Origin of the sequence: Streptomyces sp. NPDC060027 (assembly GCF_042737005.1) — a bacterium.
Lineage (GTDB): Bacteria > Actinomycetota > Actinomycetes > Streptomycetales > Streptomycetaceae > Streptomyces.
Window position 1 is genome coordinate 1 of record NZ_JBHWVI010000083.1, and the last position, 13,761, is coordinate 13,761.

The 13,761-nt window shown below is 69.5% G+C and carries 13 protein-coding genes; 9 read left to right on the forward strand and 4 right to left on the reverse strand.

Annotated features, from left to right (window positions below; translation table 11 throughout):
• Positions 1 to 48: 48 nt before the first annotated feature.
• The gene (locus ACFWBT_RS21240; RefSeq protein ID WP_369239127.1) at positions 49 to 720 is read right to left on the reverse strand and encodes a response regulator; all 672 of its coding nucleotides are present in this window, start codon (positions 718 to 720) and stop codon (positions 49 to 51) included.
• Positions 721 to 734: 14 nt separating this feature from the next.
• Positions 735 to 1,679: a RecB family exonuclease gene (locus ACFWBT_RS21245; protein WP_385702550.1), complete on the reverse strand. Its 945-nt coding sequence runs from the start codon at positions 1,677 to 1,679 to the stop codon at positions 735 to 737.
• Between the two features lie 175 nt (positions 1,680 to 1,854).
• On the opposite strand from ACFWBT_RS21245, the gene ACFWBT_RS21250 reads away from it, so the two are divergent.
• The 3 genes from ACFWBT_RS21250 (at position 1,855) to ACFWBT_RS21260 (ending at position 5,756) form a co-directional block, all read left to right on the forward strand.
• Complete coding sequence (locus ACFWBT_RS21250) at positions 1,855 to 3,612, forward strand: site-2 protease family protein (RefSeq protein WP_385702552.1); 1,758 nt, start codon at positions 1,855 to 1,857, stop codon at positions 3,610 to 3,612.
• A 41-nt stretch (positions 3,613 to 3,653) separates the two neighbouring features.
• A complete protein-coding gene (locus ACFWBT_RS21255; protein ID WP_385702554.1) occupies positions 3,654 to 4,556 on the forward strand; it encodes a tRNA (adenine-N1)-methyltransferase in 903 nt (300 codons plus the stop codon).
• Between the two features lie 624 nt (positions 4,557 to 5,180).
• Positions 5,181 to 5,756: a hypothetical protein gene (locus ACFWBT_RS21260; protein WP_385702557.1), complete on the forward strand. Its 576-nt coding sequence runs from the start codon at positions 5,181 to 5,183 to the stop codon at positions 5,754 to 5,756.
• Between the two features lie 95 nt (positions 5,757 to 5,851).
• On the opposite strand, the gene ACFWBT_RS21265 is transcribed toward ACFWBT_RS21260, so the two are convergent.
• A complete protein-coding gene (locus tag ACFWBT_RS21265) occupies positions 5,852 to 6,157 on the reverse strand; it encodes a ferredoxin (protein ID WP_356468365.1) in 306 nt (101 codons plus the stop codon).
• A gap of 253 nt (positions 6,158 to 6,410) precedes the next feature.
• Here ACFWBT_RS21265 and arc point away from each other — a divergent pair, with 253 nt between their 5' ends.
• The 6 genes from arc to prcA all read left to right on the forward strand — a co-directional run bounded on the left by arc (position 6,411) and on the right by prcA (position 12,523).
• Positions 6,411 to 8,177, forward strand: a complete 1,767-nt coding sequence (gene arc / locus ACFWBT_RS21270; protein WP_385702560.1) for a proteasome ATPase — start codon at positions 6,411 to 6,413, stop codon at positions 8,175 to 8,177.
• A 234-nt stretch (positions 8,178 to 8,411) separates the two neighbouring features.
• The gene (gene dop, locus ACFWBT_RS21275; protein ID WP_385702562.1) at positions 8,412 to 9,923 is read left to right on the forward strand and encodes a depupylase/deamidase Dop; all 1,512 of its coding nucleotides are present in this window, start codon (positions 8,412 to 8,414) and stop codon (positions 9,921 to 9,923) included.
• A gap of 155 nt (positions 9,924 to 10,078) precedes the next feature.
• Positions 10,079 to 10,297 (forward strand): ubiquitin-like protein Pup, encoded by a 219-nt coding sequence (locus ACFWBT_RS21280; protein ID WP_127181041.1) that lies wholly within the window; start codon positions 10,079 to 10,081, stop codon positions 10,295 to 10,297.
• Between the two features lie 31 nt (positions 10,298 to 10,328).
• Positions 10,329 to 10,922 carry an endonuclease VII domain-containing protein gene (locus tag ACFWBT_RS21285; protein ID WP_385702563.1) on the forward strand — a complete coding sequence of 198 codons (594 nt, stop codon included), beginning with the start codon at positions 10,329 to 10,331 and terminating at the stop codon, positions 10,920 to 10,922.
• Positions 10,874 to 11,719 (forward strand): proteasome subunit beta, encoded by an 846-nt coding sequence (gene prcB, locus ACFWBT_RS21290; RefSeq protein ID WP_385702565.1) that lies wholly within the window; start codon positions 10,874 to 10,876, stop codon positions 11,717 to 11,719. Before ACFWBT_RS21285 ends, prcB begins: the two co-directional genes overlap by 49 nt.
• Positions 11,720 to 11,776: 57 nt before the next feature.
• A complete protein-coding gene (gene prcA / locus ACFWBT_RS21295) occupies positions 11,777 to 12,523 on the forward strand; it encodes a proteasome subunit alpha (protein ID WP_351547102.1) in 747 nt (248 codons plus the stop codon).
• A gap of 129 nt (positions 12,524 to 12,652) precedes the next feature.
• On the opposite strand, the gene ACFWBT_RS21300 is transcribed toward prcA, so the two are convergent.
• On the reverse strand, positions 12,653 to 13,708 hold the full coding sequence (locus ACFWBT_RS21300; RefSeq protein ID WP_385702567.1) for a LacI family DNA-binding transcriptional regulator: 1,056 nt from the start codon (positions 13,706 to 13,708) through the stop codon (positions 12,653 to 12,655).
• Positions 13,709 to 13,761: the final 53 nt, after the last annotated feature.

The following is a 13,761-nucleotide window of genomic DNA, read 5'->3' on the forward strand; positions in this document are numbered from 1 at the left end:
CCCTTCGCACTGCCTTCGGCGGGCCGGGACCCACCCGGCGAACCGGTCCTACTGCGCCCCGGGACGCACCAGCCCGCTCTCGTACGCGTACACCGCGGCCTGCACCCGGTCACGCAGCCCCAACTTCGTCAGGACATGCCCCACATGCGTCTTTACCGTGGTCTCGCTGACGAACAGATCGGCCGCGATCTCCGCGTTCGACAGCCCGCGCGCCACCAGCTTCAGCACCTCGACCTCGCGGTCGGTCAGCGTGTGCAACGTGTCCGGAACCGGCTCGTCGCCGGACGGCAGATGCCCCGCGTACTTGTCGAGCAGCCGACGCGTGATGCTCGGCGCGAGCATCGCCTCGCCCCCCGCGACCACCCGGATCGCCTGCACCAGCTCATTGGCGGGCGCGTCCTTGAGGAGGAAGCCGCTGGCGCCCGCGCGCAACGCCTCCACCACGTACTCGTCGAGGTCGAACGTCGTCAGGACGAGCACCTTCGCCGGACCGTCCCGGCCGGGGCCGGTGATCTGCCGGGTCGCCTCCACACCGTCCATCCGCGGCATGCGGATGTCCATCAGAACCACATCGGGCTGCAGGGCACGAACCTGATCGAGCGCCTGGAGACCGTCGCCGGCCTCGCCGACGACCGCCAGGTCCTGCTCCGCTTCCAGAATCATCCGGAAGCCGGTGCGCAGCAGCGGCTGGTCGTCGACCAGTAGGACGCGGATGGCCACGTAAGTCTCCTTCGCTAGTCCGGCCCCATTCTGCCCTGCTCCCGGGGCCCCGACTCGGGCGCCCTGACCGGGAGCGGATACACCGGGGGAGTACCACCGAATTCCGGGCACACCGCTTGGTGGTCGCACCAGCCGCAGAGTTTGGTGGGACGCGGCCGCCACTCACCCGTCTCCGTCGCCAGCCGGATGGCGTCCCACAGGGCCAGCAACTTGCGCTCGACCCGCTCCAGGTCCTCGATCACCGGGTCGTACGTCAGCACGTCACCGCTGCCGAGATAGACGAGCTGGAGCCGGCGCGGGACCACCTGCTTCAGCCGCCACACCACCAGGGCGTAGAACTTCATCTGGAACAGGGCACCCTCGGCGTACTCCGGCCGCGGCGCCTTCCCCGTCTTGTAGTCGACGATCCGGACCTCACCCGTCGGGGCCACGTCGACCCGGTCGATGATGCCGCGCAGGGTCAGCCCGGAATCGAGCCGCGCCTCGACGAACAGCTCCCGCTCCGCCGGTTCGAGCCGCGTCGGGTCCTCCAGCGTGAACCAGCGCTCCACCAGCTGCTCGGCCTCGGCGAGCCAGCCCGCGAGCCGCTCGCCCTCCGGGTCGTCGGCGAACAGCTCCACGACCTCCGGCCTGCTCTCCCGCAGCCGGTCCCACTGACCGGGGATCAGCGACTTGGCGCGCGGCGCGGTCCGGTCCACGGCCGGGGCGTCGAAGAGCCGCTCCAGGACCGCGTGCACCAACGTCCCCCTGGTCGCCGCCGCACTCGGCTTCTCGGGCAGCTTGTCGATCACCCGGAAGCGGTACAGCAGCGGACACTGCATGAAGTCACTGGCACGCGAGGGCGACAGCGAAGCCGGCGCGCGCGCGACCACCGGGGCCGGTCCGTCGCCGACGGTCGCGACGGCTTCGGTGGCCGCGGCCGCTTCGTCGGGCGCTGCGCCCTCGGTGCTGGTTTCCATGACGACAGACTCTACGGCCCGCCACTGACAGTGACCCCGCCCCGGCGGCCGCGACGGCGCGGAAAACAGAGGGGGTGCCGGGGCGGAACGCGCCGCGACCGCCGCATACCATCGACCACAGACCCTCCTGCTCCGCACGACCGGGGGCGGGAGACGCTTCGAACGAGGGGACATCGTGGACGAGAGCGGCGGGAGCGGGCAGCCGCGGTCCGGTACCGGCGAGGCGACCGAGCACCTCGAGAGGCCCCGGGCCTCCGCCGAGCCGGCCGCCGACGCCCCACGCACCGGAGAAGCCGGGCCCGAGACCCCCACCGGGCCGGCACCCACGGCCCCCGATCACGACTCCCGGACCGAAGCGGACACCGACGGGGACACCGCGGCCCGGGACGAGACCGCGACGCCCGCCCGGGTCCAGGCCGACTCCCGCCCCCCGGCCCACACAGGGTCCGGGGCCGACGACGGCACCACGCCCCACACCGGGTCCCGGGCCGACGACGGCACCACGCCCCACGACGGAACCGGATCCGAGAAGCACCCGGAGCCCGGTCCGGAGTCCGCGCCCGGCACCGGAGCGTCCCCGGACCCGCTGGCGAAGGCCCCCGCCGCCGCCCGGCCCACCGAGGAGACCGGAGCCCACGGCCAGTCCCGCGAGACCTCCGACGGCCCGGAACGGCCCCACGGCGAGCCGTCGTCCTTCACCACCCCGGACGACCTCACCGACGCCCACCGGACCCTCGCCCACACGGGCAACCGCAAGAGGCGCCCACCGCGCCGCCCGAAGGAGCCCGGCGGCGGACTGCTGATGGGCCGGCCGTTCGGCGTGCCCGTCTACGTCGCGCCCAGCTGGTTCCTCGTCGCGGCCCTCATCACCTGGGTCTTCGGCGGCCAGCTCGACCGCGTCCTGCCCGAACTCGGCGCCGCCCGCTACCTCGTGTCCCTCTTCTTCGCGGTCGCCTTCTACGCTTCCGTACTCGTCCACGAACTCGCCCACACCGTCGCGGCCCTCCGCTTCAAGCTGCCCGTGCGCCGGATCCAGCTCCAGTTCTTCGGCGGTGTCTCGGAGATCGAGAAGGAGGCCGAGACCCCGGGCCGCGAGTTCGTGCTGGCCTTCGTCGGCCCACTGCTCTCCCTCGTCCTGTCCGGCGTCTTCTACCTGGCCATGCTGCCCGTCGAGCCCGGCACCGTCCCCGGCGTGCTGCTGGCCGGCCTGATGATCTCCAACCTCATCGTGGCCGCCTTCAACCTGCTGCCCGGCCTGCCCCTCGACGGCGGCCGCATGCTCCGGGCCGTCGTCTGGAAGATCACCGGCAGGCCGATGAGCGGCACCGTCGCCGCCGCCTGGGTCGGCCGCGCCCTCGCCGTCTCCGTACTGATCGGACTGCCCCTGCTCACCCAGTCCGAGGCCCTCGGCGCCGCCCCCGACGACCTCGGCGGCATGGACACCGTCACCGACGCCCTGCTTGCCGCCATCCTCGCGGCGATCATCTGGACCGGCGCCGGCAACAGCCTCCGGATGGCCCGGCTGCGCGAACACCTGCCGGAACTGCGCGCCCGCTCCCTCACCCGGCGCGCGGTCCCCGTCGAGACCGGCACCCCGCTCTCCGAGGCGCTGCGCCGCGCCAACGACGTCGGCGCCCGCGCCCTGGTCGTCGTCGACGCCGACGGCGAACCGCTCTCCCTGGTCCGCGAGGCCGCCATCGTCGGCGTCCCCGAGCACCGCCGCCCCTGGGTCGCCGTCAGCGGCCTCGCCCAGGACCTCACCGACGGCATGCGGGTCTCCGCCGAACTCGCCGGCGAAGACCTCCTCGACGTCCTGCGCGCCAGCCCCGCCACCGAGTACCTGGTGGTGGAGGACTCCGGCGAGATCTACGGCGTCCTGTCCGCCGCGGACGTGGAGCGCGCCTTCGTGAAGGCCATGGCCCGGCCCTCCTGACCGTGGTCGGCCACCCCGTCCGGGACCGGTAGGCTGTTCACATGTCCGAACCGACCGGTGCCGCCCGCAGGCGCGGGCCCTTCAAGGTCGGGGACCAGGTTCAGCTGACCGACCCCAAGGGCCGCCACTACACGTTCACGCTCGAGGCCGGGAAGAATTTCCACACCCACAAGGGTTCCTTCCCCCACGACGAGCTGATCGGTGCTCCCGAGGGCAGCGTTGTCCGTACCACGGGGAACGTCGCCTATCTCGCGCTGCGCCCCCTGCTCCCCGACTACGTCCTGTCCATGCCCCGCGGCGCCGCCGTGGTCTACCCCAAGGACGCGGGGCAGATCCTGGCCTTCGCCGACATCTTCCCCGGCGCCCGCGTCGTGGAGGCGGGGGTCGGCTCCGGCTCGCTCAGCAGCTTCCTGCTGCGCGCCATCGGCGACCAGGGCATGCTGCACTCCTACGAGCGCCGCGAGGACTTCGCCGAGATCGCCCAGCAGAACGTGGAGCGCTACTTCGGCGGACCGCACCCCGCCTGGCAGCTCACCGTCGGCGACCTCCAGGACAACCTGAGCGACACCGACGTCGACCGCGTCATCCTCGACATGCTCGCTCCCTGGGAGTGCCTGGAGGCCGTCTCCAAGGCGCTCGTCCCCGGTGGCATCGTCTGCTGTTACGTGGCTACCACCACCCAGCTCGCGCGGACCGTCGAGTCGATCCGCGAGATCGGCTGCTTCAACGAGCCCAGCGCCTGGGAATCGATGATCCGCAACTGGCACATCGAGGGTCTGGCCGTCCGCCCGGACCACCGGATGATCGGCCACACGGGCTTCCTGCTCACCGCCCGCCGCCTCGCGGACGGCGTCGAGCCGCCCATGCGCCGCCGCCGCCCCGCCAAGGGCGCGTACGGCGAGGACTACTCCGGTCCGAACGCCGACGGCGGCACCGCCCGCTGACGTACCCAACGCACCACCGATGTGGCCGAGTTCCCGGACGCCCCCCGTAACTCGGCCACATCGCTTTTGCGTTGACGCACCACCGGATCCCGTCCGCCCGCCCTCCGTCGAGCTCCCGGCCGACGGGTCCGCGGAGCGCGCCTACAGGGCGCCCGCAAGGTTGCTGACGGTGCGTCGGCCACCCGGCGGACGGGTGTGCGGGCCCGCCGACAGGCCGCCCGGAAGACGGCCGACGGATGCCGCCGCGTCCCTGAGCAGGCCACCTCGCACGGCTGCCGACGGGTCCGCCGAGAGCCCGGCCGACCGCCTGCGGCGCGCGTGAACCGACCGCCCCGAGCCGGCCGACGGGGCTCCCTCCGGAACCCGGCCGACACCTCCGCCGAGCCCGGCACCACGCCGCGCGGAAAGCGGCCCGCAGGTCCACCGGGGAGCCGGGCCGCACGTCCTTAAGGACTCATCCCGGCGCACCCGGCCGTGCCGTGCCGGCACGCCCCCGGCACGGCGCGGAAAACCCCGCCGGACTTCTTCACAACTCCGGACCCCGCCGTTCCACCAGGCTGTGACGTGTGGCACCATGCGGGACACCCCACCCCACCGGCACAGCCCTCGCGGGAGACACTCCTAGTGCAGCAATCCGCCGTCCCGGAACTGGCACACACGCACACCAGCCCCATCCAGTGGGTCGCCACGGCCACCGCCATCGCCGGAGTCGTGGCGCTGTCCTCGGTCCTCCAGCCCGATCCCGCGACGGCGGCCCAGCCCAGCGCCGGCGCGAAGTCGGCGGCAGCCCCGGTGGCCGCCCCCGACCCGACCGGCGTGGACTTCCCGATCACCTGCGGACCCACCAAAGTGCTCGTCGACAAGAAGGCCTCCGGGGACCTGGACGGCGACGGCCGCCCCGAGACCGTGGCCGTCGTCCGCTGCGACGCCGGCTCGGGCACCCCGCCCAGCGGCGTCTACGTCCTCACCCAGGCCGAGGGAGCGAAGGGGCCCCGGGTCGTGGCGACCCTGGTCGATCCCAAGGACCGCCTCAGCGTCACCGACTTCGCGGTGCGCGACGGAGCCGTCACCGCCACGCTCCTCGGCTACTCCTCGGCCGACGTACCGAGTTGCTGCCCGGACGTGAAGGACAGCGCCAAGTGGCAGTGGAAGAACGGCGCGTTCGTGCGCTCGACACCGCCCGAAGCACGGAGCGTGTGAGCGCCCCCTCGCGAGGCCCGGACAAAGGAAAACACCCTCCGCGCGGCAGAGGGTGTGAGGAATCAGACATCGGGTGACGCGGAGTGTCCGAAAAATCACTCCGCGTCAGGACCGTAGACCTCCACCTTGTCCGAAACCCGACGGACATGGATGCAGTCGCCCGGGCACTCCTTCGCCGAGTCGGTCACATCGCGCAGAAGCGGCAGCGGTACGGGCGTTGTGGCGCCCACGGCCTGCAGCAGCTCGTCGTCAGGGCTCTTCACGTAGGCCAGACCGTCGATGTCCAGCTCAAAGACCTCGGGCGCGTACTGGACGCAGATCCCGTCGCCGGTACAGAGATCCTGGTCGATCCAGACCTCAAGCGCCTCGCCGTCGACTCCGGCCTCCTGCTGCACGGTCATTTCTCCTGCCGTTTTCTGCGTCGAGCGGACCGAAGACTGGGGAATCGGGCCAGCTCTGACGGGTGTTGAACACTTCGACCCTACCTCCGCCCGCTTCCCAATCATGTTCGGTGGGTATTCCCCTGGCGTGAGGGAGAGCGCAAGGGTGAAGATCGGACACACCCCTACAGTCTTTGTGATCTAGGGGTTTCAATCGACACCCACCCAGGTAGGGTCTGGAAGCGTCCAGCTCCCCTTGGAGGAGGTGAGGACCGTGGCAGCCCACGACGACGACATGAACCGCGGCATCCGCCCGGGACGAGGGTCCGATGACCCCGCCGGACAGATTGCCTACCTTGAGCAGGAGATCGCCGTCCTGCGACGCAAGCTCGCCGACTCTCCGCGACACACGAGGATTCTCGAAGAGCGGATCGTCGAGTTGCAGACGAACCTGGCAGGCGTGTCCGCACAGAACGAGCGGCTCGCGAACACGCTCCGTGAGGCCCGCGACCAGATCGTGGCCCTCAAGGAAGAAGTCGACCGGCTCGCGCAGCCGCCGGCCGGCTTCGGTGTCTTCCTCACGGCGAATGAGGACGGCACGGCGGACATCTTCACCGGGGGCCGCAAGCTCCGGGTGAACGTCAGCCCCAGCGTGGAGCTCGAAGAGCTCAGGCGTGGCCAGGAAGTGATGCTCAACGAAGCTCTCAACGTGGTCGAGGCCATGGAATACGAGAGCGTGGGCGACATCGTCACCCTCAAGGAGATCCTCGAGGACGGCGAGCGCGCCCTCGTACAGGGGCACACCGACGAAGAACGGGTGGTGCGGCTCGCCGAGCCGCTCCTGGACGTCAATATCCGTCCCGGAGACGCCCTGCTCCTCGAACCCCGCTCCGGCTATGTCTACGAGATCGTCCCGAAGAGCGAGGTCGAGGAACTCGTCCTCGAAGAGGTCCCGGACATCGGCTACGAGCAGATCGGCGGTCTGGGCGGCCAGATCGAAATGATCCGCGACGCGGTCGAGCTCCCGTACCTCTACCCCGACCTCTTCAAGGAGCACGAACTGCGGCCGCCCAAGGGCGTCCTGCTGTACGGGCCCCCCGGATGCGGAAAGACGCTCATCGCCAAGGCCGTGGCCAACTCACTGGCCAAGAAGGTCGCCGAAGTGACCGGACAGGCCACCGGCAAGAGCTTCTTCCTCAACATCAAGGGCCCCGAGCTCCTGAACAAATACGTCGGCGAGACCGAGCGGCAGATCCGCCTCGTCTTCCAGCGCGCACGGGAGAAAGCCAGCGAGGGCACCCCCGTCATCGTCTTCTTCGACGAGATGGAATCCCTCTTCCGCACCCGTGGATCGGGCGTCAGCTCGGACGTGGAGAACACCATCGTCCCGCAGCTGCTCGCCGAGATCGACGGCGTGGAGGGCCTGCAGAACGTGGTGGTCATCGGCGCCTCGAACCGTGAGGACATGATCGACCCCGCCATCCTGCGGCCCGGACGACTCGACGTGAAGATCAAGATCGAGCGCCCGGACGCCGAAGCGGCGAAGGACATCTTCCAGAAGTACCTCACCGAGCGTCTCCCGCTGCACCCCGAGGACGTGGGAGAGCACGGCGGCGACAGGGCGGCCACCGTCCACGGCATGATCCAGACAGCCGTGGAGCAGATGTACGCCGAGTCGGAGGAGAACCGCTTCCTGGAGGTCACCTACGCCAACGGTGACAAGGAAGTCCTCTACTTCAAGGACTTCAATTCCGGCGCCATGATCGAGAACATCGTGGGCCGCGCCAAGAAGATGGCCATCAAGGACTTCTTGGAACACAGCCAGAAGGGCCTTCGGGTCTCCCATCTCCTCCAGGCCTGCGTGGACGAGTTCAAGGAGAACGAGGACCTGCCGAACACCACCAACCCGGACGACTGGGCCAGGATCTCCGGAAAGAAGGGCGAACGGATCGTCTACATCCGTACGCTCATCACCGGAAAGCAGGGCGCGGACACCGGACGCTCCATCGACACGGTGGCCAACACCGGTCAGTACCTGTAAAAGACAGGGCGGCTGCGGGTGCCCTCGGCGGGTACCCGCAGCCGACTGTTTTTCAGGACAAGGCCGGAGCACAGCAATGACGCAAATGATCTCCCCACCAGCGCAAAGGCGTTCTAGGCTCTTTCGTACCGCCGAGTCGCGCAGTGCGGGGACGGGCACCGCACACGCACCGGAGCGCCAGCGGTACTTGAGCAGCGCCCCCGACCGAGGGCGCCGCCGGGCAAGGAGGGCCGCATGACCGTACGGCGAGTAATGGGCATCGAGACGGAGTACGGGATCTCCGTCCCCGGTCACCCCAACGCCAATGCCATGCTCACCTCGTCCCAGATCGTCAACGCCTACGCGGCGGCGATGCACCGGGCGCGCCGCGCCCGCTGGGACTTCGAGGAGGAGAACCCGCTGCGGGACGCACGAGGCTTCGACCTCGCCCGGGAGACCGCCGACTCCAGTCAGCTCACCGACGAGGACATCGGCCTGGCCAATGTCATCCTCACCAACGGCGCACGGCTGTACGTCGACCACGCACACCCGGAGTACAGCTCCCCCGAAGTCACCAACCCGCGGGACGCCGTCCTGTGGGACAAGGCCGGCGAGCGGATCATGGCGGAGGCCGCGGAGCGGGCGGCCCAGCTCCCGGGCGCCCAGCCGATCCACCTCTACAAGAACAACACCGACAACAAGGGCGCCTCGTACGGCACGCACGAGAACTACCTGATGAAGCGGGAGACCCCGTTCTCGGACATCGTGCGGCACCTGACACCGTTCTTCGTCTCACGCCAGGTCGTCACCGGAGCGGGCCGCGTCGGTATCGGCCAGGACGGGCACGAGCACGGCTTCCAGCTCAGCCAGCGAGCCGACTACTTCGAGGTCGAGGTAGGCCTGGAGACCACGCTCAAGCGCCCCATCATCAACACCCGCGACGAACCGCACGCGGACGCGGAGAAATACCGCCGGCTGCACGTGATCATCGGGGACGCGAACCTCTCCGAGATCTCGACCTATCTGAAACTCGGCACGACGGCGCTCGTCCTCTCCATGATCGAGGACGGCTTCATCGCCGTCGACCTGGCCGTCGACCAGCCCGTACGCACCCTGCACCAGGTGTCCCACGACCCGACCCTCAAGCGCCTGGTCACGCTCCGCAGCGGACGCACACTCACCGCGGTGCAACTGCAGATGGAGTACTTCGAACTCTCGCGCAAGTACGTCGAGGAGCGGTTCGGGGCGGACGCCGACGAACAGACCAAGGACGTCCTGCTGCGCTGGGAGGACACCCTGAACCGCCTGGAGAACGACCCGATGAGCCTCTCCGGAGAGCTCGACTGGGTCGCCAAGCGGGAGCTCATGGAGGGCTACCGGCGCCGTGACAGCCTCGACTGGGACGCCGCCCGGCTGCACCTGGTCGACCTCCAGTACGCGGACGTACGGGCCGACAAGGGCCTCTACAACCGTCTCGCGGCCCGAGGCAAGATCAAGCGCCTGCTGGACGAGAGCGAGGTCGAGCGGGCCCGCACCAAGCCGCCGGAGGACACCCGGGCGTACTTCCGCGGACGCTGCCTGGAGCAGTACGCGGACGACGTGGCGGCGGCCTCCTGGGACTCGGTGATCTTCGATCTGCCGGGCCGGGATTCGCTCCAGCGCGTTCCAACCCTGGAGCCGCTTCGCGGAACGCGTAATCACGTCAAGGCGCTCCTGGACCGCTGCCGTACGGCCGAGGACCTGGTCAGGGTCCTGTCGGGCAACTGAGCTTCCGCCCGGACGGCCACGGCCGGACAGGGTGGAATACCCGACGTACGGGAATCATCGAGGTGGCCCCCGTACGTTGGACAAACTGCGGGGCCGATGTCGGACCCTGCTTGTAGGGTCTGATCAAGAACGTCGAACCGAGCGGGGTGAGGGTTATGGCGACCAAGGACACCGGCGGCGGACAGCAGAAGGCGACGCGTTCCACCGAGGAGGTCGAGGAGCAGGCGCAGGACGCGCAGGCGACCGACGACCTCAAGGAACGCCAGGAGAAGCTGAGCGACGACGTCGACTCGGTTCTGGACGAGATCGACGATGTCTTGGAGGAGAACGCCGAGGACTTCGTTCGAAGTTTCGTTCAGAAGGGCGGCGAGTAGCCTTCGAATCCAAGGCCACGGGGGCTTCGGGTTGGAGAATGAAGAGGGTGTGAAGTGTTGCGTGCGGTGCGGCGAAGTCAAACCGCACGCAGCCTTCGCTCGTAAGCGGTCCAATCTGGACGGTCTGCAGCATCACTGTCGAGACTGCGCGTCGGACTATCACCGAAAGCGTCAACTGAGCCTCGGGCGGAAAGTTCGCCCTCAGGTGGACGTGCCCGAGGGGCACAAGCTCTGCCTCAAATGCGGTGAGGTCAAGCCGCGGAGCGAGTGGCATCGCAATGCAACGGCACCGGACGGGCTGTCGACGCGTTGCAAGGCGTGCCGGGCGGTCGAAGGGCGTGCCGGACACCTGAAACGCCACTACGGCCTCACCGAAGCCCAGCGTGACGCGATGGTCGCCTCTCAAAAGGGGCTCTGCGTGATCTGCTTGAAAGCTCCCGCCATTCATGTGGATCACTGCCACAAGACGGGTAGTGTCCGTGGCGTACTGTGCTTCAACTGCAATTCGGCCATCGGCAAGTTGGGAGACGATCCCGACGCTGTTCGTCGGGCTGCCGCCTACCTGGAGGGAAACGCGTGGAAGCCAACACTCGTAGCACCGGGCGTCTACCGGCTGCCTTCCTGACGCCCGGGTCGTCGTCCTTCATGGACTTCCTGTCCGAGCAGCAGCCGGAGATGTTGCCGGGCAAGCGGCAACTGCCGCCCGTCCAGGGTGTGATCGAGGCCCCGCACGGCACGACCATCGTGGCGGTCACGTTCCCCGGCGGGGTCGTCCTCGCCGGCGACCGGCGGGCCACGATGGGGAACGTCATCGCGCAGCGGGACATCGAGAAGGTGTTCCCGGCGGACGAGTACTCGGCGGTGGGCATCGCCGGTACGGCGGGTCTGGCCGTGGAGATGGTGAAGCTGTTCCAGTTGGAGCTGGAGCACTTCGAGAAGGTGGAGGGCGCCCAGCTCTCCCTGGAGGGCAAGGCGAACCGCCTGTCCACGATGATCCGTTCCAACCTCGGCATGGCCATGCAGGGCCTCGCCGTGGTGCCCCTCTTCGCGGGCTTCGACGTGGACCGCGACAAGGGCCGCATCTTCTCCTACGACGTGACGGGCGGCCGCTCCGAGGAGCACGGTTACGCGGCCACGGGCTCCGGCTCGCTCTTCGCGCGCAGTGCCATGAAGAAGCTCTACGCCAAGGATCTGACCGAGGACCAGGCCACGACGCTGGTCATCCAGGCCCTGTACGACGCTGCCGACGACGACTCGGCGACCGGTGGTCCCGATGTCGCGCGCCGGATCTACCCGATCGTCACCGTGATCACCGAGAGCGGCTTCCGCCGGCTCACCGACGAGGAGTCCTCCGAGATCGCCCGCGCGATCCTGGAGCGGCGACTCGAGCAGCCCGACGGCCCGCGCGCCGCGCTGCTCTGAGACCGGTCTCATTTTCCAGGTGATCCAGTGACTTCGACAGAAAGGGACGGATAACCGGTGTCGACGCCGTTCTATGTCTCACCCCAGCAGGCCATGGCCGACCGGGCGGAGTACGCCCGCAAGGGCATCGCCCGTGGCCGCAGCCTGGTCGTGCTGCAGTATGCCGACGGCATCGTGTTCGTCGGCGAGAACCCGTCCCGCGCGCTGCACAAGTTCAGCGAGATCTACGACCGGATCGGCTTCGCGGCCGCCGGCAAGTACAACGAGTACGAGAATCTGCGGATCGGCGGCGTGCGTTACGCCGACCTGCGGGGCTACACGTACGACCGTGACGACGTGACGGCCCGTGGTCTCGCCAACGTGTACGCCCAGACGCTGGGCACGATCTTCTCGTCGGCGGCGGAGAAGCCGTACGAGGTGGAGCTGGTGGTCGCCGAGGTCGGCGAGACGCCCGAGGGCGACCAGATCTACCGGCTGCCGCACGACGGTTCGATCGTGGACGAGCACGGTTCGGTCGCGGTCGGCGGCAATGCCGAGCAGATCAGTACCTATCTGGACACTCAGCACCGGGACGGGATGTCGTTGGCGGAGGCGCTGAAGCTGGCGGTTCAGTCGCTGTCCCGGGAGCCCAACGGCGGCGAGCGGGAGATTCCGGCGGAGCGGCTGGAGGTCGCGGTGCTGGACCGGACGCGCCCGCAGCAGCGGAAGTTCAAGCGGATCGTGGGCCGTCAGCTGGGCCGGCTGCTGGAGGCCGGAGGAGCCGAGACCGCGACGGAGGCCGAGGACGCCGACGACGACGAGTGAGGTCGTGGTTCGACCTCGCGCCCGTCCGTCGGGTGCTCATACGGAAGGGGCCGCCCCGGTGCATACCGGCGCGGCCCCTTCCGTGTGCGGGTCCGGGTCCGGTGGGTCCGGTGGTGAAGGCGGTGGCGTCTAGGGGCCTGGCGGGGCCGTGGAGCCCCTCACAACCAGTTCGACCGGGATGTCCCCCTGTGGGGGTGTGCGGTCGTCCAGGACGGCCAGGAGGGCCTTCATGCCCTGTTCCCCGAATCGTTCCGCGTCCAGGCGGACGGTGGTGAGTTCCGGGTCGAGGGCCCGGGCCAGGGCGAGGTCGTCCAGGCCGGTGATGGAGATGTCGTCGGGGATGCGCAGGCCGAGGCGGCGGGCGGCTTTGTAGGCGCCCGCGGCCAGTTTGTCGTCGTCGCAGATCACGGCGGTGGGGCGCGGGCCGGGGGCGGAGAGGGCGGTCTGGGCCGCCGCGAGGGCGTCCTCGAAGGAGATGGGGGCCCTGGCGGTCCGGAGGTCGGTTCCGGGGACGTCGGAGAGGCGGGCGGCGATCTCCTGGGCGCGGACCTCGAAGGTCCAGGACGGGATGTCGGCCGCGAGGTGCAGGAAGCGGCGGTGGCCCAGTTCCAGGAGGTGGCCGGTGACCTGGCGTACGCCGTCCTTGATGTCGAGGTTGACGGTCGCCGCGCCCTGGCTGCCGGCCGGGTCGCTGTCGAGCATGACCAGGGGGAGCTGGTCGCCGCGGATAGCCGTGAGGGCGTCGGCCGCCATGGAGGAGGCGATCACGCCGTCGAGGGCGGCCTGGGCGGAGCCGAAGGGGTCGCGGGCGGGGCCGATGCCTTCGGGGGAGGGGTACAGGACGACGCCGAAGCCGTGCTCGGCGGCGACGCGGGCCGCGCCGGTGTAGACGCCCGCGAAGAACTCCGTGGTGAGTGCGGGGACCACCAGGAGGACGGTGCGGGTGCGGCCGAGGCGGAGGTTGCGGGCGGCCAGGTTCGGGCGGTAGCCGAGCTCCTGGGCCGCGTCCCGGACGCGTTCCGCCGTGGTCTCGGAGACCCGGCCGCGCCATTTGTCGCCCAGTACCAGGGAGACCGCGGCCTGGGAGACCCCGGCGGCCTGGGCGACGTCCCGGCTCGTGGGGCGCGCACTACCTTTTGCCACCGTCGGCCTGCTCCTTCGTCTGGACTCCCGGACTGCGCACATGGTACGTATGGGTGGAGACGTTATACGTAACACTTCGGCGTCGCGCACTACGA

Excerpts from the sequence above, each read along its gene's own strand:
- ACFWBT_RS21255 (WP_385702554.1), top strand. The coding sequence starts at position 3,654 with ATGTCCGAACCGACCGGTGCCGCCCGCAGGCGCGGGCCCTTCAAGGTC.
- ACFWBT_RS21300 (WP_385702567.1), bottom strand. The coding sequence starts at position 13,708 with ATGTGCGCAGTCCGGGAGTCCAGACGAAGGAGCAGGCCGACGGTGGCA.
- ACFWBT_RS21265 (WP_356468365.1), bottom strand. The coding sequence starts at position 6,157 with ATGACCGTGCAGCAGGAGGCCGGAGTCGACGGCGAGGCGCTTGAGGTC.
- ACFWBT_RS21280 (WP_127181041.1), top strand. The coding sequence starts at position 10,079 with ATGGCGACCAAGGACACCGGCGGCGGACAGCAGAAGGCGACGCGTTCC.
- dop (WP_385702562.1), top strand. The coding sequence starts at position 8,412 with ATGACCGTACGGCGAGTAATGGGCATCGAGACGGAGTACGGGATCTCC.
- ACFWBT_RS21245 (WP_385702550.1), bottom strand. The coding sequence starts at position 1,679 with ATGGAAACCAGCACCGAGGGCGCAGCGCCCGACGAAGCGGCCGCGGCC.